Annotated in this window: 21 protein-coding genes; 6 read left to right on the forward strand and 15 right to left on the reverse strand. The window is 71.7% G+C overall.

What is annotated here, in order from left to right:
* Positions 1 to 93: 93 nt before the first annotated feature.
* Positions 94 to 954 (forward strand): alpha/beta fold hydrolase, encoded by an 861-nt coding sequence (locus ACFZB3_RS46520; protein WP_391389257.1) that lies wholly within the window; start codon positions 94 to 96, stop codon positions 952 to 954.
* 73 nt (positions 955 to 1,027) lie between these two features.
* Here ACFZB3_RS46520 and ACFZB3_RS46525 read toward each other — a convergent pair whose 3' ends face one another.
* A complete protein-coding gene (locus ACFZB3_RS46525; RefSeq protein ID WP_391389259.1) occupies positions 1,028 to 1,978 on the reverse strand; it encodes a lytic polysaccharide monooxygenase in 951 nt (316 codons plus the stop codon).
* A 181-nt stretch (positions 1,979 to 2,159) separates the two neighbouring features.
* Between ACFZB3_RS46525 and ACFZB3_RS46530 the strand changes: the two genes are divergently transcribed.
* Entirely contained in the window at positions 2,160 to 2,609 is a 450-nt protein-coding gene (locus ACFZB3_RS46530; protein ID WP_391389261.1) for a GNAT family N-acetyltransferase, read from the forward strand.
* A 20-nt stretch (positions 2,610 to 2,629) separates the two neighbouring features.
* Here ACFZB3_RS46530 and ACFZB3_RS46535 read toward each other — a convergent pair whose 3' ends face one another.
* Entirely contained in the window at positions 2,630 to 2,764 is a 135-nt protein-coding gene (locus ACFZB3_RS46535) for a hypothetical protein (protein ID WP_089102986.1), read from the reverse strand.
* A 140-nt stretch (positions 2,765 to 2,904) separates the two neighbouring features.
* Between ACFZB3_RS46535 and ACFZB3_RS46540 the strand changes: the two genes are divergently transcribed.
* A complete protein-coding gene (locus ACFZB3_RS46540) occupies positions 2,905 to 3,519 on the forward strand; it encodes a methyltransferase domain-containing protein (RefSeq protein ID WP_391389264.1) in 615 nt (204 codons plus the stop codon).
* Positions 3,520 to 3,555: 36 nt separating this feature from the next.
* On the opposite strand, the gene ACFZB3_RS46545 is transcribed toward ACFZB3_RS46540, so the two are convergent.
* Positions 3,556 to 4,065 (reverse strand): DUF402 domain-containing protein, encoded by a 510-nt coding sequence (locus ACFZB3_RS46545; protein WP_391389268.1) that lies wholly within the window; start codon positions 4,063 to 4,065, stop codon positions 3,556 to 3,558.
* Positions 4,046 to 4,975: a GNAT family N-acetyltransferase gene (locus ACFZB3_RS46550; RefSeq protein WP_391389270.1), complete on the reverse strand. Its 930-nt coding sequence runs from the start codon at positions 4,973 to 4,975 to the stop codon at positions 4,046 to 4,048. The genes ACFZB3_RS46545 and ACFZB3_RS46550 overlap by 20 nt, the downstream gene beginning before the upstream one ends.
* 70 nt (positions 4,976 to 5,045) lie before the next feature.
* Between ACFZB3_RS46550 and ACFZB3_RS46555 the strand changes: the two genes are divergently transcribed.
* Positions 5,046 to 5,417 carry a GntR family transcriptional regulator gene (locus tag ACFZB3_RS46555; RefSeq protein ID WP_391389272.1) on the forward strand — a complete coding sequence of 124 codons (372 nt, stop codon included), beginning with the start codon at positions 5,046 to 5,048 and terminating at the stop codon, positions 5,415 to 5,417.
* A 213-nt stretch (positions 5,418 to 5,630) separates the two neighbouring features.
* On the opposite strand, the gene ACFZB3_RS46560 is transcribed toward ACFZB3_RS46555, so the two are convergent.
* Together ACFZB3_RS46560 and ACFZB3_RS46565 are read right to left on the reverse strand one after the other, a co-directional pair.
* Complete coding sequence (locus tag ACFZB3_RS46560) at positions 5,631 to 6,401, reverse strand: DUF72 domain-containing protein (protein ID WP_391389274.1); 771 nt, start codon at positions 6,399 to 6,401, stop codon at positions 5,631 to 5,633.
* 15 nt (positions 6,402 to 6,416) lie between these two features.
* Entirely contained in the window at positions 6,417 to 7,511 is a 1,095-nt protein-coding gene (locus ACFZB3_RS46565; RefSeq protein WP_391389276.1) for a DUF5925 domain-containing protein, read from the reverse strand.
* 205 nt (positions 7,512 to 7,716) lie between these two features.
* On the opposite strand from ACFZB3_RS46565, the gene ACFZB3_RS46570 reads away from it, so the two are divergent.
* On the forward strand, positions 7,717 to 9,141 hold the full coding sequence (locus tag ACFZB3_RS46570) for a xylan 1,4-beta-xylosidase (protein WP_391389278.1): 1,425 nt from the start codon (positions 7,717 to 7,719) through the stop codon (positions 9,139 to 9,141).
* Between the two features lie 24 nt (positions 9,142 to 9,165).
* Here ACFZB3_RS46570 and ACFZB3_RS46575 read toward each other — a convergent pair whose 3' ends face one another.
* The 6 genes from ACFZB3_RS46575 to ACFZB3_RS46600 form a co-directional block, all read right to left on the reverse strand.
* Positions 9,166 to 12,981: a lipopolysaccharide biosynthesis protein gene (locus ACFZB3_RS46575; protein WP_391389280.1), complete on the reverse strand. Its 3,816-nt coding sequence runs from the start codon at positions 12,979 to 12,981 to the stop codon at positions 9,166 to 9,168.
* Positions 12,974 to 13,774: a polysaccharide deacetylase family protein gene (locus ACFZB3_RS46580; RefSeq protein ID WP_391389282.1), complete on the reverse strand. Its 801-nt coding sequence runs from the start codon at positions 13,772 to 13,774 to the stop codon at positions 12,974 to 12,976. The genes ACFZB3_RS46575 and ACFZB3_RS46580 overlap by 8 nt, the downstream gene beginning before the upstream one ends.
* Positions 13,767 to 14,756: a glycosyltransferase gene (locus ACFZB3_RS46585; protein WP_391389284.1), complete on the reverse strand. Its 990-nt coding sequence runs from the start codon at positions 14,754 to 14,756 to the stop codon at positions 13,767 to 13,769. The genes ACFZB3_RS46580 and ACFZB3_RS46585 overlap by 8 nt, the downstream gene beginning before the upstream one ends.
* Positions 14,753 to 15,574 (reverse strand): glycosyltransferase, encoded by an 822-nt coding sequence (locus ACFZB3_RS46590; protein ID WP_391389286.1) that lies wholly within the window; start codon positions 15,572 to 15,574, stop codon positions 14,753 to 14,755. Before ACFZB3_RS46590 ends, ACFZB3_RS46585 begins: the two co-directional genes overlap by 4 nt.
* A 425-nt stretch (positions 15,575 to 15,999) precedes the next feature.
* Positions 16,000 to 16,443: a hypothetical protein gene (locus ACFZB3_RS46595; RefSeq protein WP_391389288.1), complete on the reverse strand. Its 444-nt coding sequence runs from the start codon at positions 16,441 to 16,443 to the stop codon at positions 16,000 to 16,002.
* Positions 16,444 to 16,599: 156 nt separating this feature from the next.
* Entirely contained in the window at positions 16,600 to 17,808 is a 1,209-nt protein-coding gene (locus tag ACFZB3_RS46600; RefSeq protein ID WP_391389290.1) for a S8 family serine peptidase, read from the reverse strand.
* Between the two features lie 327 nt (positions 17,809 to 18,135).
* Here ACFZB3_RS46600 and ACFZB3_RS46605 point away from each other — a divergent pair, with 327 nt between their 5' ends.
* Complete coding sequence (locus ACFZB3_RS46605) at positions 18,136 to 18,939, forward strand: GDSL-type esterase/lipase family protein (protein ID WP_391389292.1); 804 nt, start codon at positions 18,136 to 18,138, stop codon at positions 18,937 to 18,939.
* 31 nt (positions 18,940 to 18,970) lie between these two features.
* On the opposite strand, the gene ACFZB3_RS46610 is transcribed toward ACFZB3_RS46605, so the two are convergent.
* The 3 genes from ACFZB3_RS46610 to ACFZB3_RS46620 are packed head-to-tail and all read right to left on the reverse strand — an operon-like array spanning position 18,971 to position 23,970.
* Entirely contained in the window at positions 18,971 to 20,575 is a 1,605-nt protein-coding gene (locus ACFZB3_RS46610) for a protein kinase (protein ID WP_391389294.1), read from the reverse strand.
* A 45-nt stretch (positions 20,576 to 20,620) separates the two neighbouring features.
* The gene (locus ACFZB3_RS46615) at positions 20,621 to 22,402 is read right to left on the reverse strand and encodes a nickel transporter (RefSeq protein ID WP_391389296.1); all 1,782 of its coding nucleotides are present in this window, start codon (positions 22,400 to 22,402) and stop codon (positions 20,621 to 20,623) included.
* Positions 22,399 to 23,970, reverse strand: coding sequence for a tetratricopeptide repeat protein (locus ACFZB3_RS46620; RefSeq protein ID WP_391389357.1), 1,572 nt, complete (start codon positions 23,968 to 23,970; stop codon positions 22,399 to 22,401). Before ACFZB3_RS46620 ends, ACFZB3_RS46615 begins: the two co-directional genes overlap by 4 nt.
* Between the last annotated feature and the right edge of the window lie 11 nt (positions 23,971 to 23,981).

Raw genomic sequence — 23,981 nt, forward strand, 5'->3', positions numbered from 1 at the left:
TCCGTAACTTGATGAGTGAACAGCATCCTTCGTGATCCGGATCACAGGGCGTAAGGCCGTCGTACCTCCCTTGAGCCGCAAGGAGATCACCCGATGCTGCCCTGGAAACGAGTGCTCAGACCCCTCACCGCGCTGCTCCTCGCCGCTGCCGTCGCCACCGTTCCCGCCGCCACCGCCCACGCCTCCAGTGCCCCCACCACCGGCTGGAACGACTACTCCTGCCGCCCCTCCGCCGCCCACCCCCGCCCGGTGATCCTGGTCCACGGCACCCTCGGCAACTCCGTCGACAACTGGCTCTCCCTCGCCCCGTACCTGGAGGACCGCGGCTACTGCGTCTTCTCCCTCGACTACGGCCAGCTGGACGGCGTCCCCGTCTTCTACGGCCTCGGCCCCATCGACAAGTCGGCAGAGCAACTCTCCGCCTTCGTAGACAAAGTGCTCGCCGCGACCGGCGCCGCCAAGGCCGACCTCGTCGGCCACTCCCAGGGCGGCATGATGCCCCGCTACTACCTGAGGTTCCTCGGCGGTGCCGCCAAGGTGAACGCCCTCGTCGGCCTCGCCCCCGACAACCACGGCGCCACCCTCAGCGGCCTCACCAACCTGCTGCCGTACTTCCCCGGCGCCTCGGACCTGATCAAGGCCACCACCCCCGGCCTCGCCGACCAGATCCCCGGCTCCGCCTTCCTCACCAAGCTCAACGCGGGCGGCGACACCGTCCCCGGAGTGCACTACACGGTGATCTCCACCAAGTACGACGAGGTGGCCACCCCCTGGCAGAGCCAGTACCTGACCGGCTCCGACGTCCACAACGTCCTGCTCCAGGACCTCTGCTCGCTCGACCTCTCCGAGCACGTGGCGATCGGGCTCTTCGACCGGATCGCCTTCCACGAGGTGGCCAACGCGCTCGACCCGGCGCACGCCACCGCCACCACCTGTGCGTCGGCGTTCAGCTGAGCCGCTGCCCAACTGAACGCCGCCGGGGCCTGTCCGGCCTGAGCCGCCGGTCAGGCCCCGGAACCATGAGGGATCAGCGCCGTGGCGCCCGCCGCCGTACCGACAGGAAGAGCGCGCTGGAGCCCAGCGCCAGGGCGGCCGCCCCGCCGATCGCCAGGTAGGGCGTGGAGCCGTCGCCGCCGGTCGCGGCGAGCGTCGTCCCCGCGTTTCCGGCGGGCTCGGGCGCGTCCGCCGCCGTGACCGGTTCGGCCGAGGTGCTCGCGTCGTCGTCGCCGTGACCGCCGTGCTCGACCGTCGACTTGCCGGCACCGGCCGCGATCTGCTCGTCGGTGGGGGCGGAGGCGGCCGGGGCCGGGGAGGCCGTGGTGGCCGTACCGGTGTGGGCGTCGTCACTGCCCCCGAAGTCCACGTCCGAGCAGGAGTAGAAGGCCTCCGGGCTGTCTGAGCGCTGCCAGACCGCGTACAGCAGCTGGCGGCCGGTGCGCTCGGGGAGGGCGCCGGAGAACGTGTAGAAACCGCCGGCGGCGACCGGGTCGGTTGCCGTCGCCACCGGGTGGTCGAGGTCCAGGTCCGCCCAGGCCGGCGGCTTGGCCGGGTCGTAGCCTGCCTTGGTGAGGTACACCTTGAAGGTGCCCTTGTGCGGCGCGGTCACCCGGTACCTGAAGGTGTACGACCCGCTGCTCACGTTCGTCGCCGGCCAGTCGGCGCGGGCCAGGTCGAGTCCCTTGAACTCGTCGTTGCCCGCGCTGCACAGCTTCCCGTCCGGTATCAGCGCCTGGTGCCGCCCGTTCGCGTCGCCGATGCGGATGCCGTTCCAGTCGTAGAGGGCCTGCGTGCCACCGGCCGCCACCGCCGCCCTGCACGCGTCCGACTTCGGGCTCTCCGGGTTCTCCGCATAACACTGGGCGACCCGGCTGACCGGGTCGCCCATCGTGCCGTGCGCGGCCGCGGGCGCGGCGGCGCACGTGACCGCACCCATGCCGAACACGACGGCGGCGGCGACCTGACGGCGTGTTGCGCGCATGCGGAGACTCCTCGGAACGGTCCTCGGGGGGCTCGGTCCAGCCGGGCCGGATCCCGTGGGGGCGATCAGAAAGCTAGCCCCAAGAAACCGTGAAATCGCCTGCTGGCGGCGGGCGACGGAGATCCTTATGGTCGCCTTAAGGGAGTGTTCGGACTGCGCTGAGGTAGCTAGCGTTCCCGCCATGACGAACGACGAGATCCGGCCCGCCCGGGCCGCCGACGTACCGGCCGTGAAGGCCGTGACCGACATGGCCTACCACCACTACATCGCGCGGATCGGGGTGGTGCCGCAGCCCATGGAGGCGGACCACATGGCGAATGTGGCCGCGGGCCGGGTGTTCGTCGTCGGGAAGCCGGTGGTCGGGCTCGTCGTCATCGAGGCCCACGAAGACCACCTGTTCCTCGACAGCATCGCCGTCCACCCCGACGCGCACGGCACGGGGGTGGGACGGCGGCTGCTGGAGTTCGTGGACGCACGCGCGCGTGCGCTGGGCCTGCCCGAGGTCAGGCTCTACACGAACGCGCTGATGTGGGAGAACCGGAAGATCTACCCGAAGTACGGGTACGAAGTGGTCGAGCGGCGTACGGACGGGCCGTACGACCGCATCCACTACCGCAAGCGGCTGGACTGAACGGCGCCGGGGGCGCACGGTCAGCCGTCCGGCCACCAGGTGCGTGCGATGTCCTTGCGCACCTCGGGGCGTCCGGCGGGGCGCTCGTCGGCCTCCTCGCGGATCCGGCGGCTGTCCGTCCTCTTCAGGGGCTTCTGCACGGTTGTGCGGCGCATGGCTGCCTCCTTCAGTGCCTACCGAGATCCGTGTTGTCGCGGAGGTAGACGCTTTTGGCGAGAGTTCCTCATCGGTGCCGGTCTGTCAGTGGTCGCTGTCACATGGATCGAGTGTCAGTGGTGGGTGTCACGCTGGGGGCATGAGGAATGAAAGTGATCGGACGGTTGCGGTGAGTGTCGACTGGGATGCCGAGGCGGCCCGGTTCGACGAGGAGCCGGATCATGGCCTCGGCACGCCCGAGGTCCGCGCGGCCTGGGCGGCGCGCCTGAGGGCGTGGCTGCCCGCACGCCCCGCCGACGTCCTCGACGCCGGCTGCGGCACCGGCAGCCTGGCCCTCCTCGCCGCCGAGCAGGGCCACCGCGTCACCGGGGTCGACAGCTCCCCGGCGATGGTGGCGCGGGCCCGCGCCAAGCTGGCCGGCCGTGACGCGGTGTTCCTGCTCGGCGACGCGGCGGCCCCGCCGGTGGGCGATCAGCTGTTCGACACCGTGCTCGTACGGCACGTGCTGTGGGCGCTGCAGGACCCCGCGCGCGTGCTGCGGCACTGGCGCGGCCTGCTGCGGCCCGGAGGACGGTTCGTGCTGGTGGAGGGGGTGTGGGGGACCGTGACCCCGGTCGGCATACCCGCCGACCGGCTCACCGCGCTCCTCGCACCGCTCGCCGCGGACGTGCGCGTGGAGCCGCTGTCCGCGGCGGCGGTGCTGTGGGGGAAGGAGGTGGACGACGAGCGGTACGCGGTGGTGGCGACGGTGTGAGAGGGCTGCACGGCAGCAGGGACACGTGAGGGGGCGTCACGGCAGCAGGGACAGCAGGGCGGCGAAATCCGGCTTCCGGGCCAGGGACTCCAGCGTGTCGAGCGCGGTCACAGCCGCCGCCGCGGCCCCCGGGTCCCGCTCCGCAAGGCCGCTCTCGGCGAACTCGTCCTCGTCCAGGCGCCGTACGTCCGTGCCGTCGGCGGAGCGCCACAGGTCCAGGTCGAGGTCCTCGACGACCAGCCGGCCGCCGGCGAGCGTCGCCGGACGGGTCACGTCGCAGTACCAGCCCTTCAGCGTGCCGTCGGCGGCGCGGACCTCCTTCACCGCGTACCAGCGGTCCCGCCAGTAGAACTCGGTGAAGACGTCGCCCTGTTCGAAGCGGACGAAGCCGAAGTCGCGGGGCGTGTCACCGGCCCAGGGGGCGCGTACGGCGATCCGGTTGCCGTCGTCGCGCAGCAGCTCGGCGGGATAACGGATCTTCGTACGGCCCGCCTTGACCAGCACGACGTCCACCGTGCCCGCCGGTTCAGCCGAGTTCACGGACATACCTGACCTCCGTCGCGCAGATCTCGTACCCGAACCACTTGTTGATCGCGAGCATCGGGCCGTTGCCGCTGTCGTTGCCCGTGAACGCCTCCGTGCAGCCGGCGGCGCGGGCCCGGTGCAGGGAGTCGTTCTTGGCGAGCTTGGCCAGACCCCGGCCGCGGAAGGCGCGGGCCGTGCCGGTCATCACGGTGCCGTACCGGGTGCCGCCGTCGGTGCGGGCCGCGCTGAAGGCCGCGGGGCGGCCGTCGGCCACGACGACCGAGGTCAGCTCCCGGCTGAACAGCGGGTGCCGCCAGGTCCCGTCCAGCCAGGCCTCGAAGTCGGCGAACTCCGTGTCGATGTCGCTCGGTTCGTCCAGCGTCGTCTCCGCGTCGAGGGCGAAGAGCGGGCGCGGGTCGTCGGCGAAGTCGGCGGCGGTGCGCAGCTCCACGCCGGGCGGGGGAGTCCGCGGCGGGGGGAGGGCGCCGTGCGCGAGGTCGAGCCGGAGGAAGTGGGCGGACCGGCTCGCCCGGTAGCCGCGCCGCTCGGCGAAGGCGCGGTTGGCCGGGGCGTCCAGGACCCAGGCGTACGACGTGCTCGCGCCGACGGCCGAGAGGTGCGCCTCCGCCGTACGGGCCAGGAGGGTGCCGGTGCCCCGGCCGGTGCGCTCCGGATGCACGTACACGTTGGCGAAGCCCTGGCCCGGCTCCGTGCTCTCGTGCGCGAGACCGACCTGGGCGGTGCCGACGACCTCGCCGTCCTCCTCCGCGACCAGCTGGCGGAAACGGGCGTCGGGGTGGGTGTGCGTGAGGTCGTGGACCAGGGACTCCGGGGTGAACAGCATGAAGGGCAGGGCGAGCTGCCGGACCCGGGCGAAGCCCTCGGCGTCGGACCGGACGTCGGGGCGCAGGTCACGCACGATCACTGTCATGGGCCGCACGGTATGCGGGGCGTGAGACCGGATGCCTCTCATTTTCCGGCGGGTGCGGGAGAATCGGGCCGTGACCTTGAAGATCCACATCGATGACAGCGCGCCGCCGTACGAGCAGGTAAGGGCGCAGATCTCCGAGCAGGCGCGGGGCGGGGTGCTGCCGGTGGGGTACCGGCTGCCGACGGTCAGGGGGCTGGCCGAGTCGCTGGGCCTGGCGGTGAACACGGTGGCCAAGGCGTACCGGGCCCTGGAGACGGACGGGGTGATCGAGACGCGGGGGCGCAACGGCACGTTCGTCGCCGCGGCGGGCTCGGCCGCGGAACGCGAGGCGTCGCTGGCCGCCCAGGCCTACGCCGAGCGGGTGCGGCGGCTGGGGCTGGGGGAGGAGGAGGCGCTGTCCGCGGTGCGGGATGCGGTGCGGGCGGCGTACGGCGAGCGCTGAGGACGGCTCGGCGCCGCCGGAACGCGCCGTCGTGGCCGGTCGCCGTCGCGGCGGAAGGAAATACGCCGGCGGCGGCCGGGCCGGACGCCCCTCCTCCGCCGAGCCCCCCTTTTTCCGCCGCGACGGTGTCCAGCCACGACAGCGGTGCCCGGCGGTGCCCGGCGGTGCCCGGCGGTGCCGGACCCGGCTCGGCCCGACGCCGGAAGCACGGCGTCAGCCGCTCGTGCTCAGCTCCGGCGTCCTGGTCACCGTCAGCCCCGCACGCTCCGCCACCCTCCCGAACGCCACCGCGTCCCGTACCGCCGCCCCGCCCGGGTCGTTGTTGAAGTACGCGTAGACGTCGGCCCTCCCGGGGTACGCCGTGGCGATGCGGTCGATCCAGGTCTCCAGGGAGCGGCGGCCGTAGCGGGGCCAGGGGCGGGCCCGGCCCTGGTGGAAGCGGACGTAGGCCCAGTCGGTGGTGCGCCAGAGGGGGCTCATGGGGTGGGCCTGGACGTCGGCCCAGCACAAGGCCGCACCCCGGGACTCCAGGACCTCGCGGGTCTCCCGCGTCCACCAGGAGTCGTGGCGCGGCTCCACCGCCACCCTCGTACCGCGCGCGAAGCAGGCCAGGCAGGCGTCGAGCAGCGGCGGGTCCGCCCTGAGCGTCGGCGGGAGCTGGAGGAGGACCGGGCCCAGCCGGTCGCCGAGGCCCGCCGCGTGGGTCAGCAGGCGGTCGACCGGCTCCGCCGGATCCCGCAGACGTCTGACATGCGTGAGATAGCGGCTCGCCTTGACCGCGATCACGAAGTCCGGCGGGACCCGGTCCCGCCAGGACTCGAAGTTCTCGCGGGTCGGGAGGCGGTAGAACGCGTTGTTCAGCTCGACCGTCGTGAAGTGCGCCGCGTACTCCTCCAGCCAGGCGCGCACCGGCACATCGGCCGGGTACAGGACGTTCCGCCAGTCCTTGTACTGCCAGCCCGAGGTGCCGACGAACAGGGGCATACCCTCATCAAAGCACTACAGGTACAGCCCCGCGTCCGCGCCCTCCCGCGCCCCCGGCACCGAGGTCGGCGCCGTGCCCCGGCGCAGCGCGTACAGCTCCGCCAGCGTCGCCCCGTCCCGGCCCACACCTTCCTCCGTACCGAGCCAGCCCACGGCCTCGCGGTGCGTCAGCGGGCCCACCTCGATCCGGGCCAGGCAGCGGCCGGGGCGGACCACGGCGGGGTGCAGCCGCTCCAGATCCTCGTTGGTGGTGACGCCGACCAGGACGTTGCGGCCCTGGCCGAGCAGTCCGTCGGTGAGGTTCAGCAGGCGGGACAGCGCCTGGCCCGCCGTGTGCTTGGCCTCGCCGCGGATCAGTTCGTCGCAGTCCTCAAGGAGCAGGAGCCGCCAGCGGCCCTTGCCGGCGCCGTCCTCCTCGCCGATCGCGATGTCCATCAGATAGCCGACGTCGGAGAAGAGCCGCTCCGGGTCGAGCACGCAGTCCACCTGGCACCAGTCCCGCCAGGAACGGGCGAGGGTGCGCAGGGCGGAGGTCTTGCCGGTGCCGGGCGGGCCGTGCAGCAGCAGGAGCCGGCCCGCGATGTCCTCCGGCGTCGTCTTCATCAGGCGGTCCATCGCGTCCGCGACCGGCGCCGTGTAGTTGGCGCGGACCTCGTCCCAGGTGCCCGCGGAGATCTGCCGGGTGGTGCGGTGCGGGCCGCGGCGCGGCGAGACGTACCAGAAACCCATGGTGACGTTCTCCGGCTGCGGTTCCGGCTCGTCGGCCGCGCCGTCCGTCGCCTCGTTCAGCACCTTCGCGGCCAGTTCGGCGGTGGTGGCGGTGACGGTGACGTCGGCGCCCCGGTTCCAGCGGGAGACCAGGAGGGTCCAGCCGTCGCCCTCCGCGAGCGTCGCGCTGCGGTCGTCGTCGCGGGCCACCCGCAGCACCCGCGCCTCCTTCGGCAGCAGGGTCGCCCCGGACCGCACCCGGTCGATGTTGGCCGCGTGCGAGTACGGCTGCTCGCCCGTCGCGAAGCGGCCGAGGAACAGCGCGTCGACGACGTCGGACGGGGAGTCGGAGTCGTCGACGTTGAGCCGGATCGGCAGCGTCTCGTGCGGCTTGGCAGACATGCCGCCATGATCCGCCACGGATGTGCTGCGCGCACGGCATTTCCCTCGGATGGCAGCGCCGGTCCGGAATGCCTGGGCGGCCGCGGGGCCGGGCGGGCCCGCGCGGCGCGGCCGCATGCCGAACAGGACCCCGCGCCCCTTCGGGCCGGGTGCGTGTGCCCAAGACCCGCCCCCGGGACGATTTCCGCCACTACTCTTGTCCCTGATGGCACGTCATGGGTGGAATTCGGGGGCTCGGCGGTGGCGGCTCACCGCCCTGCTCGGGGTGGGCGTGGCCGCGCTCGCCCTGATCGTCACACTGGTCAGCACACTTCCCGGGGGCGGCGCCGACACCGCGGGCACGACCCGCGACGGCGACAAGGTGCACGGCACCCCCGCCACCCCGCCGGACACCACAGGGCCGTCCGTGGGCTGGGGCTTCACCCACACCCAGTACAGCGCCGACGAGGGCAGTACGACCGCCACCGAGCGTGTCGAGGACCGGCTCTCCCAGGACGCCGGTATGCCGCAGGACCAGGCCATCATGGGCTGGGGCGCCGACAACCCCGAGCCGGTGAAGGGGCGTTACGACTTCGGCGCACTGGACCGGCGGGTCGACTTCATGCGCAGGTCGGGCGGCACCCCGGTGATCACCCTGTGCTGCTCGCCGGACTGGATGAAGGGCGGCAGGGCGGGGGTGGACAACACCGACTGGAGCCAGGCCGCCCTGGAGACCGCGCCCACCCCCGACCACTACCAGGACTACGCCGACCTCGCCGCGACCGTGGCGAGGCGCTATCCGGACGTACGGCACTTCATCGTCTGGAACGAGTTCAAGGGCTTCTGGAACAACGCGAAGGGCCGCTGGGACTACGAGGGCTACACCGAGCTCTACAACCTCGTCTACAAGGCGCTGAAGGCCGTGAACAAGGACATCATGGTCGGCGGGCCCTACCTCGTGATGGACAGCTTCGACCCGCGCCAGACCGAGAACGCCTCCACCACCCTCAAGGGCGACTGGGGCGTCCTGGACCAGCGGGTCGTCGACGCCTTCGACTACTGGAACACCCACAAGGCGGGCGCCGACTTCGTGGTCGTCGACGGGTCCAGCTACACCAACGACGACGACCTGCTGCCGGACGAGTTCGCCGCCACGGAGAAGCTGACCTACGTCAGTGAGTGGGTGCGGAAGCAGACGCACGACCTGCCGCTGTGGTGGGCGGAGTACTACGTCGAGCCCGCCGACGGCCGGGACGAACGCGACGGCTGGACCGAGGACCACCGGGTCGCCGTCCAGGCCGCCGGCATGATCGCCCTGGTCAGGGGCGGTGCCGACTCCGGTTTCTACTGGAACCCGGAGAACGAGAAGGGCGGCGACTGTGCCGGCTGCCTGTGGACCACGACGGACAGCGGGGACGGCGGGCAGCCGCTGCCCATGTACGACCTGGTGTCGCGGTTCGGCAAGGCGTTCCCGCCGGGGACCAGGTACGAGACGGTCTCCGTCGCCGAGGACGACGTGCCCAACGTCCGCGTCCTCGCCAGTGACAGGACGGTCCTGGTGGTCAACACCCTCGACCGGGCGATCAGCGCGCAGGTGGACGGGAAGCGGTTCGACATGAAGGCGTACGAGGTGAAGTGGCTCACCAGGTGAACCCGGCGAGCCACTTCGCTCCCGTCACTTGAGTGTCAGGAACCGCTGCGCCAGCGACGCCAGCACCACCGCGAGCAGCGGCAGCGAGAACCAGAAGCTGCCCTGCAGCCACCGCAGCTGACGCACCCCGGGCCGGACCGCGACCCGGACCACCTCCCGGGCCGTCAGCAGCAGGATCAGCGCGACGGCGGCGAGACCGCCGATCACCGACCACGGCGTCCAGGTGATCCGCGGCCCGATCGGCCCCGGATCCGGCTTCGCCACCGCGCCCGCGGGCTGCGTGCGCAGCGCGTACACGGTGACGTCGTCGTTGACCAGGACCTTCGTCAGGTCCTGCCGGTCGTCCAGGTTCCGGATCAGCCGGCTCTCCCAGGTCGCCGAGTACCCGGCGTCCATCCGGAGATAGACCACCTGGCTCCTGTTGACCATCAGATAGGAGTTCGGGCCCGCGTCCTTCAACGCCTTGACCAGGCCCGACACCAGCACCGGGTCGGTCGGGGCCAGTGTCGGCAGGTAGTCGACCCGCTCCATGTCCTTCGCGCCCCACGGGATCGCCGGGGTCACGTCGTTGACGGTGTCGTTGCTCAGCCACAGCAGCCGTACCGTCGGCCTGTCGTGGGCGTAGACGTAGTCCATGGCGGCGACCTCGCCGGGCCGGACCCGCTCGAAGGACTCGTTGCCCCAACGGGCCACCAGGAAGCCGCCCATGAGCAGCAGCCCGGCCATGAGCGCGGCCACCGGGGCCAGGCTGACCCTGTCCTTCTCACGCTCCTTCGCCGTGGCCCCGGTGCGCGGGAACAGGGCGAGCCCGGCCAGCAGGGCCGCGCCCGGCACGGCGAACATGAAGACGCGCAGCGCCATCTCGCCGCCGTACGACTGCATGCCGAAGCCCAGGAACGGGACGAAGGTCAGGACCAGCAGGGAACGCTCGCGGTACTTGTGGAAGCGGCGGCGCCACCAGCCCCAGACGGCGAACGCCATCATGCTCCCGGCCAGCAGGACCCGGACGTAGAGGACCAGCTTGTGGGTCGAACTGCCACCCTGGATACGGCCGGAGACCGAGGTGGAGACGTTGCTGCCGACCCCGCCGACCCCGCCGAACAGCTCGTTGAAGTGACCGGACCAGTACGGCTCGGCCATGAAGCCCAGCCAGACGGCCGCGACCACCCCGAACAGCAGCGGCAGACCGCGCAGTTCGGACCTGCCGACCAGCACCAGGACCGCCAGCACGCCCAGCATCACGAACGGGGTGAGCTGGTGCGCCGGGACCGTCGCCGCGTACAGGCCGATCAGCACCATGAGCAGCACGGCCTGCTGACGGCGGTTCGCCGGCTCGACCTCCGCCTCGCCCGGCCGGAACCTCGCCCAGACGACGTGCGGGGCGCGGAACCAGACGAGCAGGATCGCCACGAACATCAGATAGAGCAGGTACGTGAAGCCCTGGGGTGAGAAGTAGTCCTGGCCGACCCAGCCGCACAGCACGAAGAACCAGATGCCGGTCCACTTCGCCCGCCAGCTCGCCCGCAGCGAGCGTACGAGCAGGAGCATCGGTGCCAGGTAGGCGAGTTGGATGAACGTCGGCCACCAGCGGATGACCTCGGTGAAGTCCGTGATCCCGCACGCCCGGCCGATGAACGCGGCCGCCGCGAAGAAGCCGGGCCAGCTCCAGCGGGCGTCCAGGTCCGGCACCGCCGAGCCGGTGCGGTCGATGTAGTCGATGAAGCCGAGGTGCTGCCAGGCGGTCGGGAAGCGCGGCTCCGTCTCGATCACCGCGGGCAGGGCGTGCAGCGACACGACCGTCGCCAGCAGCGTGACCAGGAGCAGTGCCTTGTGCTCCCGGCGCAGCCACAGCAGCGCGGCGAACACCGCGACCAGCAGCGCCGCCCCGACCAGCGTGGGCAGCGGCAGCACCGAGATCAGCCCGAGCCCGCCCATCCGGTCCAGGTCGGCGTCGTCGAGCCGGGCCGCCGGCACCCAGTAGAGCAGCAGGGCGGCGACCAGCAGACAGCCGAGGACGACTCCCGAACGGGTCGGCGTCAGCCGCTCCCGCAGCGAGCGCGCCGGCGCGGGCTCCTCCGGAGCCCCGGCCGGTACGGCCGCCTCCTGCGACCCTGCCCCCGGCTCCGGTACGACCGCCTTTCCGAACGGCGCGTCGACCTCCGCCTCCTTCAGCAGCGACACCTCGGCAGGCCCCAGCGAGGCCTCCGCGTGCGGCTCCCTCTCCTCCACCGGCAACCCCAGGTTCCGCGGCGGCCGAAGCGCCCACGTCGGCCGGTCCTCCGGCCGGACAACGGGCGTACCGGTGGGCGGAGTTCCCGGCCCCGGCCGGACGTCGGGTCGCCGCTCCACATGGTCGAAGTCCACATGGATGCCGAGGGCGAGGGTGTCGGTGTCCAGCGCCCAGGCCGGGCCCCGCCTGCGCGGTGCGGCGGCCGGGACCTCCCGTGCCCCGAGATCGGCGAGGTCGCCGTCCGGAGCCGTGCCCGCGGGGATCTCCGCCGGGGCGGCCCGGAGCGTCCGCCACAGCCGGGGCGCCGCGATCGCCACGATCACCGCGAGGCTGGAGATCTCGGCCACGCCCGCCCCGGTCAGCCCCATCCGGGGCAGCAGGAGCAGCGTCAGCCCGAGCACCAGCACGCACAACAGGCCCTGCAGCCAGGCCAGTCCGGAGGTGCGGCTCTGTGCGCGCAGCACCGCGAAGTAGGTCTCCATCACGACCCTGAGCAGTGCGCCGACCGCGAACCAGCGCAGCAGCGGGGTCGCCGCGTCCGCGTAGCCGGGGCCGAACACGCCGAGGATCCAGGGCGCCCCGAAGAACAGCAGCGCGCAGATGGGGATCATGATGCGGGCCATCCGCCTCAGCGCGGCCCGGGTGTTGCCGGCGAGGCGGGCCGGGTCGTGCGAGCCCTCGACGGTCAGCGAGGCACCCATGTTGATGGCGAGCAGGTTGGTGGTGCCGCCGATGGTGGTGGTGATGTAGAAGTACGCGTTGTCCTCGGAGCTGACCTGCGAGGCGATGATGACCGGGACCAGGTAGACCACGGCGAGGGAGAACAGCGAGCCGGTGTAGTCGCCGGCCAGGAACCTGCCGATCTCCTTCAGCGTGGGCGGCTTGGCGTGGTCCGCGGTCGCCCTGACGTGCCGGGGCACCAGCCGCCGGAACACCAGCCAGCCCAGCGGCACGAACGAGGTGGCGATCGCGGCGACCCAGGAGACGAAGACGCCGGCCACCGGGACCGCCGCCGCGAAGGCGACGAGCAGCGCCAGCTTGACCGCCGAGAACACGGTGTTGCCCACCGGCACCCAGGGCGCGTTGCGCAGCCCGGTCAGCACCCCGTCCTGGAGCGTGAGCAGGTTCCAGGCGATCACCGCCACGACGAACCCGAGCCCGGGCAGCGGCCCGTGCAGGAAGCGGTACGACGGCCCCCACACGCCCAGCGTCATCAGGAAGACCCCGGCGGCCACCGCCACGACCAGCGAACTGCCCGCGTAGGTACGGAAGATGAGCTTGCCGGTCCGGCGTCCGGCGACCGGGATGAAGCGGGCCAGGGCGCCGGTCAGGGTCACCGCGGTGAGCCCCGCCAGGAGCTTCATGGCGGCGATCGCGGCCGAGCCCTGGCCGACGGCCGACTCGGAGTAGTAGCGGGCCGCGGCCAGCCAGAAGCCGAGGCCCAGGACGGCGGAGATGCCGGTGTTCAGCATCAGCGCGTAGGCGTTCCGGAAAAGTGGGCTGCCGCCGGACGAGCCGCCCCGGCCGGGCAGGCGAAGGCGGCGCCCCGACTGCTCGGGCGCCGCTGTGTCGGTTGTGTTGGCCTCTGTTGTGGTGGTCGTGTCAGACACGGGAGCGGATGGCCTTCCGGCGGACCTGGCGTGCTCTGCGGAGAACGGCGTAGCCCTTGGTGAGGGCACGGTCCCTGGCGAAGTTGCGGGCGATCGAACGGCCTTCGAGCAGCCGGGCGAACTCCGCGGCGTCCGTACTGCGGCGCACGGTGACGCGCTGCAGCGCGAACGGACCCTGACGGCGGCGGGCGAGACCGTTGCCGACGGCGAGCGCCTGGGCGTACCCGGCATTCCGCACGGCCTGCCGGACCCGGCGGCTCGAATAGCCGTACGGGTAGGCGAACGAGACGGGTCCGGCGCCCAGTTCGTCGGTGATGATCTCCCGGCTGCGCACCAGTTCGGTGCGCAGCCGCTCGTCGTCCAGCTGGTCGAGCTGCGGGTGGGTGTGGCTGTGCCCGCCGATCTCGCAGCCGGCGCCCGCGAGTTCGCGCACCTGGTCCCAGTCGAGCATGGCGTCCAGGCCGCCCCCGGTGTCGTACGCGCCCCTGATCCAGCCCGTCGAGACGAACAGCGTGGACGGGAAGCCGTGCTTGGCGAGCACGGGCAGGGCGTGCCGGTGCACGCCCTCGTAGCCGTCGTCGAAGGTGATCAGGACGGGACGGTCGGGGAGCGGGCCGCCGGAGCGCCAGCCCGCGCACAGGTCCGCCGTGCTGACGGGGGTGAGGCCCAGGTCGCCGACGAGCGCCATCTGCTCGGCGAACGCCTCCGGCGCCACCGACAGCGCGCGGGTGGCGTCGTTGGGCGAGGTCGCGACCGAGTGGTACATGAGGATGGGGACCGGGGCCTCAGCCATGGGAGCCCTCCTCGATCCCGGCGACGGTGAAGGTCGCCCCGCCCCGCCGCGCCCGCACGCTCCCGACCAGGTAGCCGCCCGCCGCCGTCAGCACCCCGGCGACGATCGCGCCGGCCCGGCCCGCGCCGCCCGGCCGGGCCAGCAGCGCGTCCCGCAGGCCACGAGCGACCCCCGCGGGCAGCACACGCGTGGTGTACCGGCGTTCGGACTCCAGGCCCTTGCCGGCGCCCACGCTGCGGGCGACCAGGGCCTTGGAGAGGCCCTCGGCGTAGGCGCGGGTGCGGAAGTACCCGAAGTGCTCACGGACTTCGGGGACCCGGTGGTGGATCACCGCGCGGTCGTCGATGAGCAGCACGGCGTCCGGGCGGGCCCGGGTGAGCCGGATGCACAGCTCGGTCTCCTCGCAGCCCAGCGGGCGCTTGTCGCCGTCGCGTCCGATGCCGGTGGCGAAGCCGCCCGCCGCGTCGAAGGCCGTACGCCGGAAGGAGGCGTTCCCGCCCAGTACGTTCCGGACCCGGACGCGGCCCGCCGGCAGTCCCCGGTAGGTGCAGCCGACCACCCAGTCGAACTCCTCCGGGAACCAGTCCGGGCGGCGGCCCGAGGCCCAGACCGGCATGGTCCGGCCGCCGACCGCCATCACCTTCGGGTCGGCGTACCCCTCGGCGAAGCGGCGCAGCCAGTCCCGCTCGGCGACGGCGTCGTCGTCGAGGAAGGCGATGACCTCGCCGCAGGAGGCGGCGATGCCCGTGTTGCGGCCCGCGGACAGGCCGCGGGGGCCCGCGTTGGCGAGCACCCGCACCCGGGCGGCCTCTTTGTACTCCTTCGTGAGCCGTTCCAGGAGCACCGGGTTGTGGTCGACGACCAGCAGGGTCTCCAGCGCCGGATACGACTGGGCGCGCACCGAGGAGACCGCCGCGAGGATGTCCTCCCAGCGGTCCTCGGTGTACACGCAGATCACGACGGAGATGTCGGGATCGCTCAAGACGACTCTCCCCGGCCCGTGCTGAGCATCGGGGAGTGCCGCACCTGCCGGCGCAGGTCGCGCCGGTTGGAGCGCTCCTTCAGGATCACCCTGAGCACCCGCAGCCCGTCGCGTACGGCCCGCAGGTTGCTGGTGCCGTGGATGCGGAGGTACTCGTAGCTCGGGATCTCCTGCACCTTCAGGCCCGCCTTGACCACCCGGATGTTGATCAGGGTCTCGATCTCGAAGCCGGTGCAGTCGAGGTCGATCTTGTCGAGGCAGTGCCGCCAGAACGCGTTGTATCCGTAGCAGAGGTCGGTGTACCGGGCGCCGAACTTGCGGTTGACGACCGTGCACAGCGCCCAGTTGCCGAGCTTGCGGATGAAGGTCATGTCGTCCGTGCCGCCGCCGTTGGCGAAGCGCGACCCCTTGGCGAAGTCGGCGCCCGAGACCAGGGCGGAGACGTACGACACGATCTCGTGGCCGTCGGCCGAGCCGTCCGCGTCCACCATGACGATGATGTCGCCGGTGCACGCCTCGAACCCGGTGATGAGGGCATCTCCCTTGCCCTTGCCACTCTGTTCGACGACTTTCACGTCGGGCCACAACTCCCGCGCCACTTCCACGGTGTTGTCGGTGGAATTACCGTCCACCAGGACCACTTCGTGTATCCAGGCGGGAAGCGTCTTGAAGACGTACGGGAGATTCTCCGCCTCATTCATCGCGGGAATCACCACACTCACCGGCGGTGTGATCGCCAGGTGGGAGGAGATCGGCCGGTATTCGGTGGCCATGAACGGATCTTGGCCCGAAGTCGGCTGACGCAGAACAGAACTCACGAGTCTTGTCCCTCTCGTCCGGTGGACCGCCCGCCCCTTGGGCGGCCCGCTTTGGTGTCCGGTTCGAAAGGGGGGTTCTTCTCACCCGTGGCACGGCGAAAGGATCTCCGTATCCGCAGGTGAGCTGGTAAAGCTGCCCGGTCTTCCGGTAAACGGCAGCCGGTCGCGCGGCACGACTCGGAAACGACAGTGGTCACACGAGAAACGAAAGTGGTCATTGCGGTCACCGAGCACGGCACCCCCCTACCGCGCCCCGCCCCGGAACATCGCGGTCCTTGAGCCCTCCCCTAGAGCCGCTTGATGACGATCCGATGCGGGTGAGATGTATGACGGTATTGACGATTGAACCAGTATGGCAAGTCCCGGAACTGGTCCTCACGTTTTTATTGGTTTGGCCGTTACGAAACTTTGGCCGACCTTGTTCTTCAACTCGAACGGATTTTCCCGGCTCGCCGGGACATCCGTTTGAGAATGCGTTCCACCGGTCGCAGGAGTACCAGCAGAAGCAGGAGAAGGCTGATCGCGGTCACGGCGACGACGCCGCCGCGCCAGGACCAGTGGTGCGTGGCGAGCATGCCCTGGGCGACCAGCATGTCCAGGGCGACGGCACCCGCCAGTGCGGTGAGCACGCGGGCCGGCGGATCGAGTCCGCGCAGCGCCGCGCCGATCGCCGCGGCCGGCGCGGCGAGCAGGAAGAACAGCGCGAACGGCCCGCGCAGCGACGAGCCCGAGTCGGTGAGCGCGAGCAGCGCACCGGTCCCGGCGACGGCCGTCGCGGCCCCCGCGAACAGGGGCCCCAGGTCCCTCCCCGGTCCTGGTCGTGCCCGTTCGTCCGCTGTTGATGATGTCTTGAGACGTATGGTCTGCATGGCCGACTTTGCCCCCCAAGGCGTCGGATGCCGGGCTTCAATGTCGCGCAGCCGAACTGGAGGCGTCAAGCAGGTCTCCGGACATGACCGTTCCCCGGAGACACCTGATGTCTCCGGGGAACAAGTCGCTCGATTTCGGTGCCTACCGGTGATCGATTACGACACGAGCTTCAGGAGCTTGTTGGGCGAGCCGGTGCCCACGCTGGTGAGCACGTTGGACGTGGCGCCGTTGACCAGAGCCGTGGCGACCTGGGCCGGGGTGGCCGAGGTGTGGCCCGCGAGGTAGACGGCGGCGGCGCCGGCCACGTGCGGGGTGGCCATCGAGGTGCCCGACAGGGTGGCGGTGGCGGTGTCGCTGGTGTTGTAGCCCGCCAGGATCGACGAGCCGGGCGCGAAGATGTCCAGGACCGAGCCGTAGTTGGAGTAGCTGGCCTTGGCGTCGGAGCTGGTGGTGGCGCCGACGGTGATGGCCGTGGAGACCCGGGCCGGGGAGTACGAGGAGGCGTTGGCGCTGCTGTTGCCGGCCGCGATCGCGTAGGTCACCCCACTGGCTATGGAGTTGGCGACCGCGGTGTCCAGCGAGGTGGAGGCCGAGCCGCCGAGCGACATGTTGGCGACCGCCGGGGTGGTGTGGTTCGACGTCACCCAGTTGATGCCCGCGATCACCCCGGAGGTCGTACCCGAGCCGCTGTTGTCCAGCACCCGCACCGCGACGATGTTCGCCTTCTTGGCGACCCCGTACGTGGAGCCCGCGATGGTCGTCGCCACATGGGTGCCGTGGCCGTTGCCGTCGGAGGCGGTGGTGTCGCCGTCGACCGCGTCGTAGCCGTAGGAGGCGCGGCCGGTGATCTGGGTGTGGGTGATCCGCACACCGGTGTCGATCACGTAGACGGTCACTCCGCTGCCCGCGGTGTCCGGGTAGGTGTAGGTGCCGGACAGCGGAAGGCTCGCCTGGTCGATGCGGTCCAGGCCCCAGGGGGCGCTGGACTGGGTGGTGTCGGTCAGGCGGACCGTCTGGTCCTGCTCGACCGTGGCCACCGCGGGGTCGGCGGCGAGTCTGGCGGCCTGGGTCGCCGAGAGCTTCGCCGAGTAGCCGTTCAGCACCGTGCCGAAGGTCCTCTTGACCGTGCCGCCGTACTCCTTCACCAGGCTCTTGCCCGCGGTCGAGGAGGCCTTGAAGCCGGCGCTGTTCTTGAGGGTGACGATGTAGCTGCCCTTGACGGCCGTGGGGGAGCCGGCGTGCAGCACCCTGCCGGTGGCGGGTGCGGCCTGGGCGGGGAGGGCGGCGAGTCCGCCGACGAGGGCGGCGGCGGCCACGGTGGTGACGGCGGCGAACCGCAGCTTCTGGATACGCAGATGTGCCATTACGAGGGAGTCCTCCTCATTGGCAGCGCGCGCCCGGGTCGGCGCGCGTGTGTGGGGGTGTGCGCGCGGCTTCGCGCACACGGGCCGGGAACGTCGCGTTCCGCTCACGGACCGAGTAAAGAATCGGTTTTCCCCAGGCAAAGAACAAGGGAGTTGACGACCTGTCACAGGGTTGTCATGGTCACGCAATCAAACATGCCGGGAACGCACAGGATCGGTCCGGTTAGGGCTGGTTGAGATCCTGAACAGTTTTGGCATGGACACTTCCCGTCAACACGCGTAGTTGCTACGACAGTTATGGCAGAGATCCTGCTAAAGGGAGGTTCCATGAGACGTTCCCGAATTACGGCATACGTGACTTCACTCCTCCTCGCCACCGGCCTCGCCCTCACCGGGGCGGCCGCGACGGAAGCGCAGGCCGCGACCGGGGGCTACGTGGCGCTCGGCGACTCGTACGCGTCCGGCGTCGGCGCCGGCAGCTACATCAGTTCCAGTGGCAGCTGCGACCGCAGCACCAACGCCTACCCCTACCTGTGGAACGCCGCCCACAGCCCGTCCTCGTTCTCGTTCCTCGCCTGTTCGGGCGCCACCACCGACGACGTGCTCTCCGGCCAGCTCGGCACGCTCAGCTCCTCGACCGCCCTGGTCTCCGTCACCATCGGCGGCAACGACGCGGGCTTCGCCGACGTCATGACGACCTGTGTGCTCAGCTCCGACAGCACCTGCCTGTCCCGCATCAGCACCGCCGAGGCGTACGTCGACTCCACGCTCCCCGGCAAGCTCGACAACGTCTACGACGCGATCAGCGCCAAGGCCCCCAACGCCAAGGTCGTCGTCATCGGCTACCCCCGCTTCTACCTGCTGGGCACCACGTGCCTCGGTCTCTCCTCGACCAAGCGCACCGCCATCAACAACGCGGCCGACTACATCGACACCGCGATCGCCAAGCGCGCCGCCGACCACGGGTTCACCTTCGGCGACGTGCGCAGCGCGTTCTCCAGCCACGAGATCTGCTCCAGCAGCTCCTGGCTGCACAGCGTCAACTGGCTGAACATCACCGAGTCGTACCACCCCACCGCGGCCGGCCAGTCCGGCGGCTATCTGCCGGTCCTGACCAGCAACGCGTCCTGAGTTCCAGGTCCAGAGCTCCAGAGCCCGCGCTCTAGTACGAACCAGAGGGCGAAGGCGAAGCGGAGGCCCCGTCGCTCGGGGTCTCCGTCGTCCTGGTGCAGGTGACCGAGAACGGCACCGAGTTGGACGTCGTCTCCACCGGGCTGCGCACCTCGACGGCGATCGCGTCGCTCAGCGTCCCGCTGTCGGACCAGGTCGTCACGGTCACCCCCGTCTGCCGGGTCCTCCCGCCGCCGTCCGGGAAGGACAGCGTCTTCCAGCCCTGGTCGTCGAGCTTCCCGTTCTTCAGCACCCACCGGTACTGCACGTCCTCGGGCACGCTCCCCACCGTGAACGTCGCCGTGAACGTGGGCGCCTGCGCCGTCGACGGCGGACAGGACCCCGAATAGTCCGTCCGGGACCCGGTCACACTGACCTTCACACTCTGCGCGGGCGCACTGCTGCTCGCGGACGCGGAGGGCGACGGGGACTCCGACCGGGTGCTGCTCCTGCTGGGCGCAGGGGAGCTGAGGTTGCTGGCCGACTGGCTCGCCCCGGCGTTGTTGCCGCCGCCGTCGCCGTTGTCGCGGTTGAGGAGGGCGTACGTCAGTCCGCCGAGCGCCAGGACGACCAGCGCCAGGCCGATGAGCAGCACGGTGCCCGCCCTGCGGTTGCCGTCCTGGTCGGAGGCGGGCGGCCGGGTGTCCGCCGGGGTGGACATCGGGGTGGGCGACGGGGGCGTGGGGGAGAACGGCCCGGGCTGCCGGGAGACCAGGGTCGGGGCCTCGTACGGTGCCGGGGCCGGCACGGTGGCGGCCGGATGCGGGGTGCCCCCTGCCGCGACCAGCCTCAGGTCCCGCTCGGCCTGTTCGGCGGGGATCCGCGCGGCCGGGTCCTTGCGGAGCAGCCCCTCGATGACGGGGCCGAGCGGTCCGGCCCGGTACGGCGGCGGCAACTCCTCGTCCACCACGGCCCGCAGGGTGCTCAGCGGGGTGTCCTGCCGGAACGGCGAGGCGCCCTCGACCGCCGCGTACAGCAGCACGCCGAGCGACCACAGGTCGGACTCGGGGCCGAACGCCCGCCCCAGCGCCCGCTCCGGGGCGAGGAACTCCGGTGAGCCGATCACCTCGCCGGTCATGGTCAGCGCCGAACTGCCCTCGACGGTGGCGATCCCGAAGTCGGTGAGCACCACCCGGCCGTCGTTCGACAGCAGCACGTTGCCCGGCTTGACGTCCCGGTGCAGCACCCCGGCGGCATGCGCGGCCCGCAGCGCGGACAGCACCTCGGCACCGACGCCCGCCGCCCGCTGCGGCGACATCGGCCCCTCCGCCTCCAGTACGTCGGCCAGGGACACGCCCGGGATCAACTCCATGACGATCCAGGGCCGTCCGCCCTCCATCGCCACGTCGTACACCGTCACCACGTTGCGGTTCGCCACCCGGGCCGCGGCCCAGGCCTCGCGCTCCAGCCGGGCGTACATCCGCTCGACGTCGGAGCCGGGCAGCCCGGCGGGCGCCCGCACCTCCTTGACGGCCACGTCGCGGCCCAGCACCTCGTCGCGGGCCCGCCACACGGTGCCCATGCCGCCCTCGCCCAGCGGCGACAGCAGTCGGTAGCGGCCCGCGATCACTCGCTCACGGCCCGGCTGTTCGGTCACGGGTGCCCCCCACGGCAGCTCGCGCGAATTCATCACAAACGTAACTCAGAGAAGTGCGGATGCAGCCCCCTTGAGCACCAGTCCGGCGCCCAGGGCCACGACCACGAGTGCCGAGACGAGCGGAATGGTCCTGCGGACCAGCGCCGCCATGGGGTGGGTGGTCCAGCGAGGGCGTTTGTCCATCACCCGAGTCATTTCCGTACCCAGCTTGACGACGGCGAACCCGGCGGCGGTCAGCGTCAGCGCGAGACCGACGCCGTAGGCGACCACCAGAAGCAGTCCGAACCAGGCCTGGCCGAGGGCGGCGGCGCCGACGAGCACGACCACGGCGGACGGGCTGGGGACGAGGCCGCCGGCGAAGCCGAGGAGGATGGTGCCGCGGAGGGTGGGGGCCGTGGGGTGGGTGTGGGTGAACCCGCCATGACTGTGCGGCACGCCGGTGTGGCCGTGATCGTGGGCCGCGCCCCCGGACCCCGCTTCGGCCCGGACGGCCTCGTCCTCGAACGCCGGACGGGCTGGAGAGTGTGGCTGGGCGCCGTGGTCATGGCCATGAACGTGGTCGTGGTCATGAGGGTGGTCGTGCCCGTGGTCGTGCGTGTGGTCGTGCGTGTGGTCGTGGTCGTGGTCGTGTGTGTGGGCGTGGGCACGGGCGTGCTCGTGTGTTCCGACCAGGGCCAGCTCTCGCTTCTCGGCCGTCGCGTGGGCGTGCGCGTGCTCATGGTCGTGATCGTGCCCGTGGTGATGGTCGTGGTCGTGGTCGTGCCCCTGGGCGTGTTCGTGACCATGGCCGTGTGCCTGCTCGTGGGCCCTGTTCCGCCATGCCCTGCGGGTCAGGTTCGCGCCCGCCGCCAGGACCATGAGGCCGCTCGCGATGCCCAGCCAGGCGATCACCGACGGGGTGGCCGCCGAGCCGGCCGTCACCAGGATGCCCAGGGCGACCACGCCCAGGGTGTGGGTGACCGTCACCGACGCGGCCAGCGGGAGGACGTCGCGCAGGCGGGCGCGGCCGCCGCGGGCCGCCGCCGTCGCCGCCATCAGGGTCTTGCCGTGGCCCGGCGCGAGGGCGTGCATCGCGCCGAGGACGATCGAGACGAGGAGCGCGAGCGCCGCGAAGCCGACGGTGAGGTGGTTGCGGGCGACCAGGTCGGTCAGGGCCTGGGTCCAGCGGTCGATGCCCCGGGGGAGGATCTCCGCGCCCGGGGTGTCCTGCCGTTCCTGGCCGAGGGCCGGGCCGCCGGGCCGCACGTGGACGGCGGCGGTGGTGATGTCGGCCGGGGAGGAGAGCAGGTCCTTGGGATAGCTGGTGAGTTCGTGGGAGACGGACGTCTTCGGTACGTCCGACTTCGTCAGCGTCATCCGGTCGCCGCGCGCCGTGATCTCCCGCCAGCCGGGCCCGGTGTCGGCGCCCGCGCTGTGGAAGGCGAGGGTGGCCGTGGTGCCCCGGGGCAGGGGCGCGGTGAAGCGGCACTCCACGCGGAGCGTGTTCAGGCCCGCCTGGCCGGGGCGGAGTTCGGCGTGGCTGGTCCGTACGGTCAGCGGGGTCGTACGGCCGTCGACGGTGAGCCTGCTGCCGTCGGCCGCGGTCGTGCAGCGCTGCTCGGCCCACTTGGCGGTGCCCAGCCGCTTCAGGTCCGGCTTGGCCTGGGTCGCCGGGATCTCGGCGAGGTCCTCGACGTGGTCGACGCGGAGCTGCCCGGGAGCGGCGACGAGACCGTCGTACTTGTTGACGGTGAAGTTGCCGAGCGGGTGCGCGCTCGCGCCCGTGGCGGACAGCAGTGTCGCGGCGCAGGCCACGGCGAAGACGGCGGCGGTCCGGCGGAGGTTCACTTCGAGTCCTCCAGCGCCTTGCGGGCGGTACGGGCGCCCAGCGGGGAGAAGCCGGGGTTGAGCTTGAGGGCCTTGGTGAGGGCGGCCCGGCCGGCCGACTTCTCGCCGTTGGCCAGCTCGATCATGCCGAGGTGGTAGGTGAAGGAGGCGTTGTGGTAGCCGGTGGCGGTGGCCTGCCGGGCGTACGGCAGCGCCTCCTTCTTCTCGCCGTTGACGTACAGGGCCCAGCCCAGCGCGTCCGCCGTGTGCACGGTGTGGCGGCGGGCCCACTCGGCGCGGGCGGCCTTCAGCGATTCGGCCTTGTTGCCGTGGTCGGCGGCGGCGAGGGCGGTGTCCAGGTCGGCGTTGACGCCGTTGGCGCGGGCGAGCGCGATCCAGGCCTCGACGAGCGCGTACTGGTCCTCGGCCTTCGCCTTGTCGCCCTCGGCGTCGCGGTCCTCGTACAACTCGCCCAGTTCGACGAGCTGCTGGGGGAGCGGATAGCGGGAGACGACCAGTTCCATGCCCTTGATCGCGTCGGCCCGGTCGCCGAGCGCCGCCTGGACGCGCGCCCGGCCCTCCAGCGCCGGAATGTAGGTGTCGTCGGAGGCCAGGGCGCGGGCGTAGTAGTCCTGCGCGGTCTTGTAGTCGCCCTGGTTCCAGGCGAGCAGACCGAGCTGGGCGGCCACGTAGGAGATGTCGCCCTTCGAGGTGGCCGTCGACAGGGCCTGCTCCAGCACCCGCCGGGCGCCCTTCACGTCACCGCGCAGCTCCCGGACGTACGCGAACCGGGTGAACACCGGTACGCCCGGCTTGCGCTGGTCGGCCAGGTCGGCCGCCTTGCTCGCCTCGTCGTAGCGGCCGAGTTCGACCAGGGCGTCGATCCGGGAGGACAGGGCGTTCGCGCTGTACGGGTTCTGCTTCAGGGCCTGGTCCGCGTAGGTGAGCGCCGGTGCGAACTCGTGCCGGGCTGCGGCCAGCGCCGCCTCGCCGGCCAGGGCCTGGTCGTTGTGCGGGGTGATCTGGAGCGCGCGCTTGAGGGACTTCTCGGCCTGCGGGTAGCGGGACGGGTCGCCCTTGGTGCGGGCCTGCTCGACGTAGGCGAGGCCGAGGGTGGCCCAGCTGTCGGAGTCCTTCGGCTGGGTGCGGAGATGGGCCTGGAGGGAGGCGATGGTCGTGTCGAGGTCCCCGCTCGCGAGCATCCCCGGGTCCACCGCGCTCGACGTGGCGACCGGTGCCGCACCGCCGTCACCGGTGGACCCGAAGGCGATCGCCCCGCCGGTCAGCGCGATGGCCATCAGCACGGCGGAGCCCGCGAGCTGGGCCCGGCGCCAGTTGCGCCCCGCGGCGGCGAACCGGCGCAGGGCGGTGACGCGCTCGTCGTCCTTCGTCTCGGCGGGCTGCTTGTCGTTCGTACCCGGGGCCATGCCCTCTCCTAGTAACAGTTCGCGCGGGGCGGCGCGGCCCGCGCCGTGGGGGATTGGGTGGGTGCGGGCCGCGCCAGTACATGAGGGGCGTGCATCGAGCGCCCCGTAAGGGGCGCTGGGGGCACCCCCGGCCGAAGGCTGGGGGAGGAACTGCGAGATCAGCCACCGCCGAC

Origin of the sequence: Streptomyces sp. NPDC008092, assembly GCF_042957285.1 — a bacterium.
GTDB lineage: Bacteria > Actinomycetota > Actinomycetes > Streptomycetales > Streptomycetaceae > Streptomyces.

Excerpts from the sequence above, each read along its gene's own strand:
- ACFZB3_RS46520 (WP_391389257.1), top strand. The coding sequence starts at position 94 with ATGCTGCCCTGGAAACGAGTGCTCAGACCCCTCACCGCGCTGCTCCTC.
- ACFZB3_RS46525 (WP_391389259.1), bottom strand. The coding sequence starts at position 1,978 with ATGCGCGCAACACGCCGTCAGGTCGCCGCCGCCGTCGTGTTCGGCATG.
- ACFZB3_RS46530 (WP_391389261.1), top strand. The coding sequence starts at position 2,160 with ATGACGAACGACGAGATCCGGCCCGCCCGGGCCGCCGACGTACCGGCC.
- ACFZB3_RS46535 (WP_089102986.1), bottom strand. The coding sequence starts at position 2,764 with ATGCGCCGCACAACCGTGCAGAAGCCCCTGAAGAGGACGGACAGCCGC.
- ACFZB3_RS46540 (WP_391389264.1), top strand. The coding sequence starts at position 2,905 with ATGAGGAATGAAAGTGATCGGACGGTTGCGGTGAGTGTCGACTGGGAT.
- ACFZB3_RS46545 (WP_391389268.1), bottom strand. The coding sequence starts at position 4,065 with ATGTCCGTGAACTCGGCTGAACCGGCGGGCACGGTGGACGTCGTGCTG.
- ACFZB3_RS46550 (WP_391389270.1), bottom strand. The coding sequence starts at position 4,975 with ATGACAGTGATCGTGCGTGACCTGCGCCCCGACGTCCGGTCCGACGCC.
- ACFZB3_RS46560 (WP_391389274.1), bottom strand. The coding sequence starts at position 6,401 with ATGCCCCTGTTCGTCGGCACCTCGGGCTGGCAGTACAAGGACTGGCGG.
- ACFZB3_RS46565 (WP_391389276.1), bottom strand. The coding sequence starts at position 7,511 with ATGTCTGCCAAGCCGCACGAGACGCTGCCGATCCGGCTCAACGTCGAC.
- ACFZB3_RS46570 (WP_391389278.1), top strand. The coding sequence starts at position 7,717 with ATGGCACGTCATGGGTGGAATTCGGGGGCTCGGCGGTGGCGGCTCACC.
- ACFZB3_RS46580 (WP_391389282.1), bottom strand. The coding sequence starts at position 13,774 with ATGGCTGAGGCCCCGGTCCCCATCCTCATGTACCACTCGGTCGCGACC.
- ACFZB3_RS46595 (WP_391389288.1), bottom strand. The coding sequence starts at position 16,443 with ATGCAGACCATACGTCTCAAGACATCATCAACAGCGGACGAACGGGCA.
- ACFZB3_RS46600 (WP_391389290.1), bottom strand. The coding sequence starts at position 17,808 with ATGGCACATCTGCGTATCCAGAAGCTGCGGTTCGCCGCCGTCACCACC.
- ACFZB3_RS46605 (WP_391389292.1), top strand. The coding sequence starts at position 18,136 with ATGAGACGTTCCCGAATTACGGCATACGTGACTTCACTCCTCCTCGCC.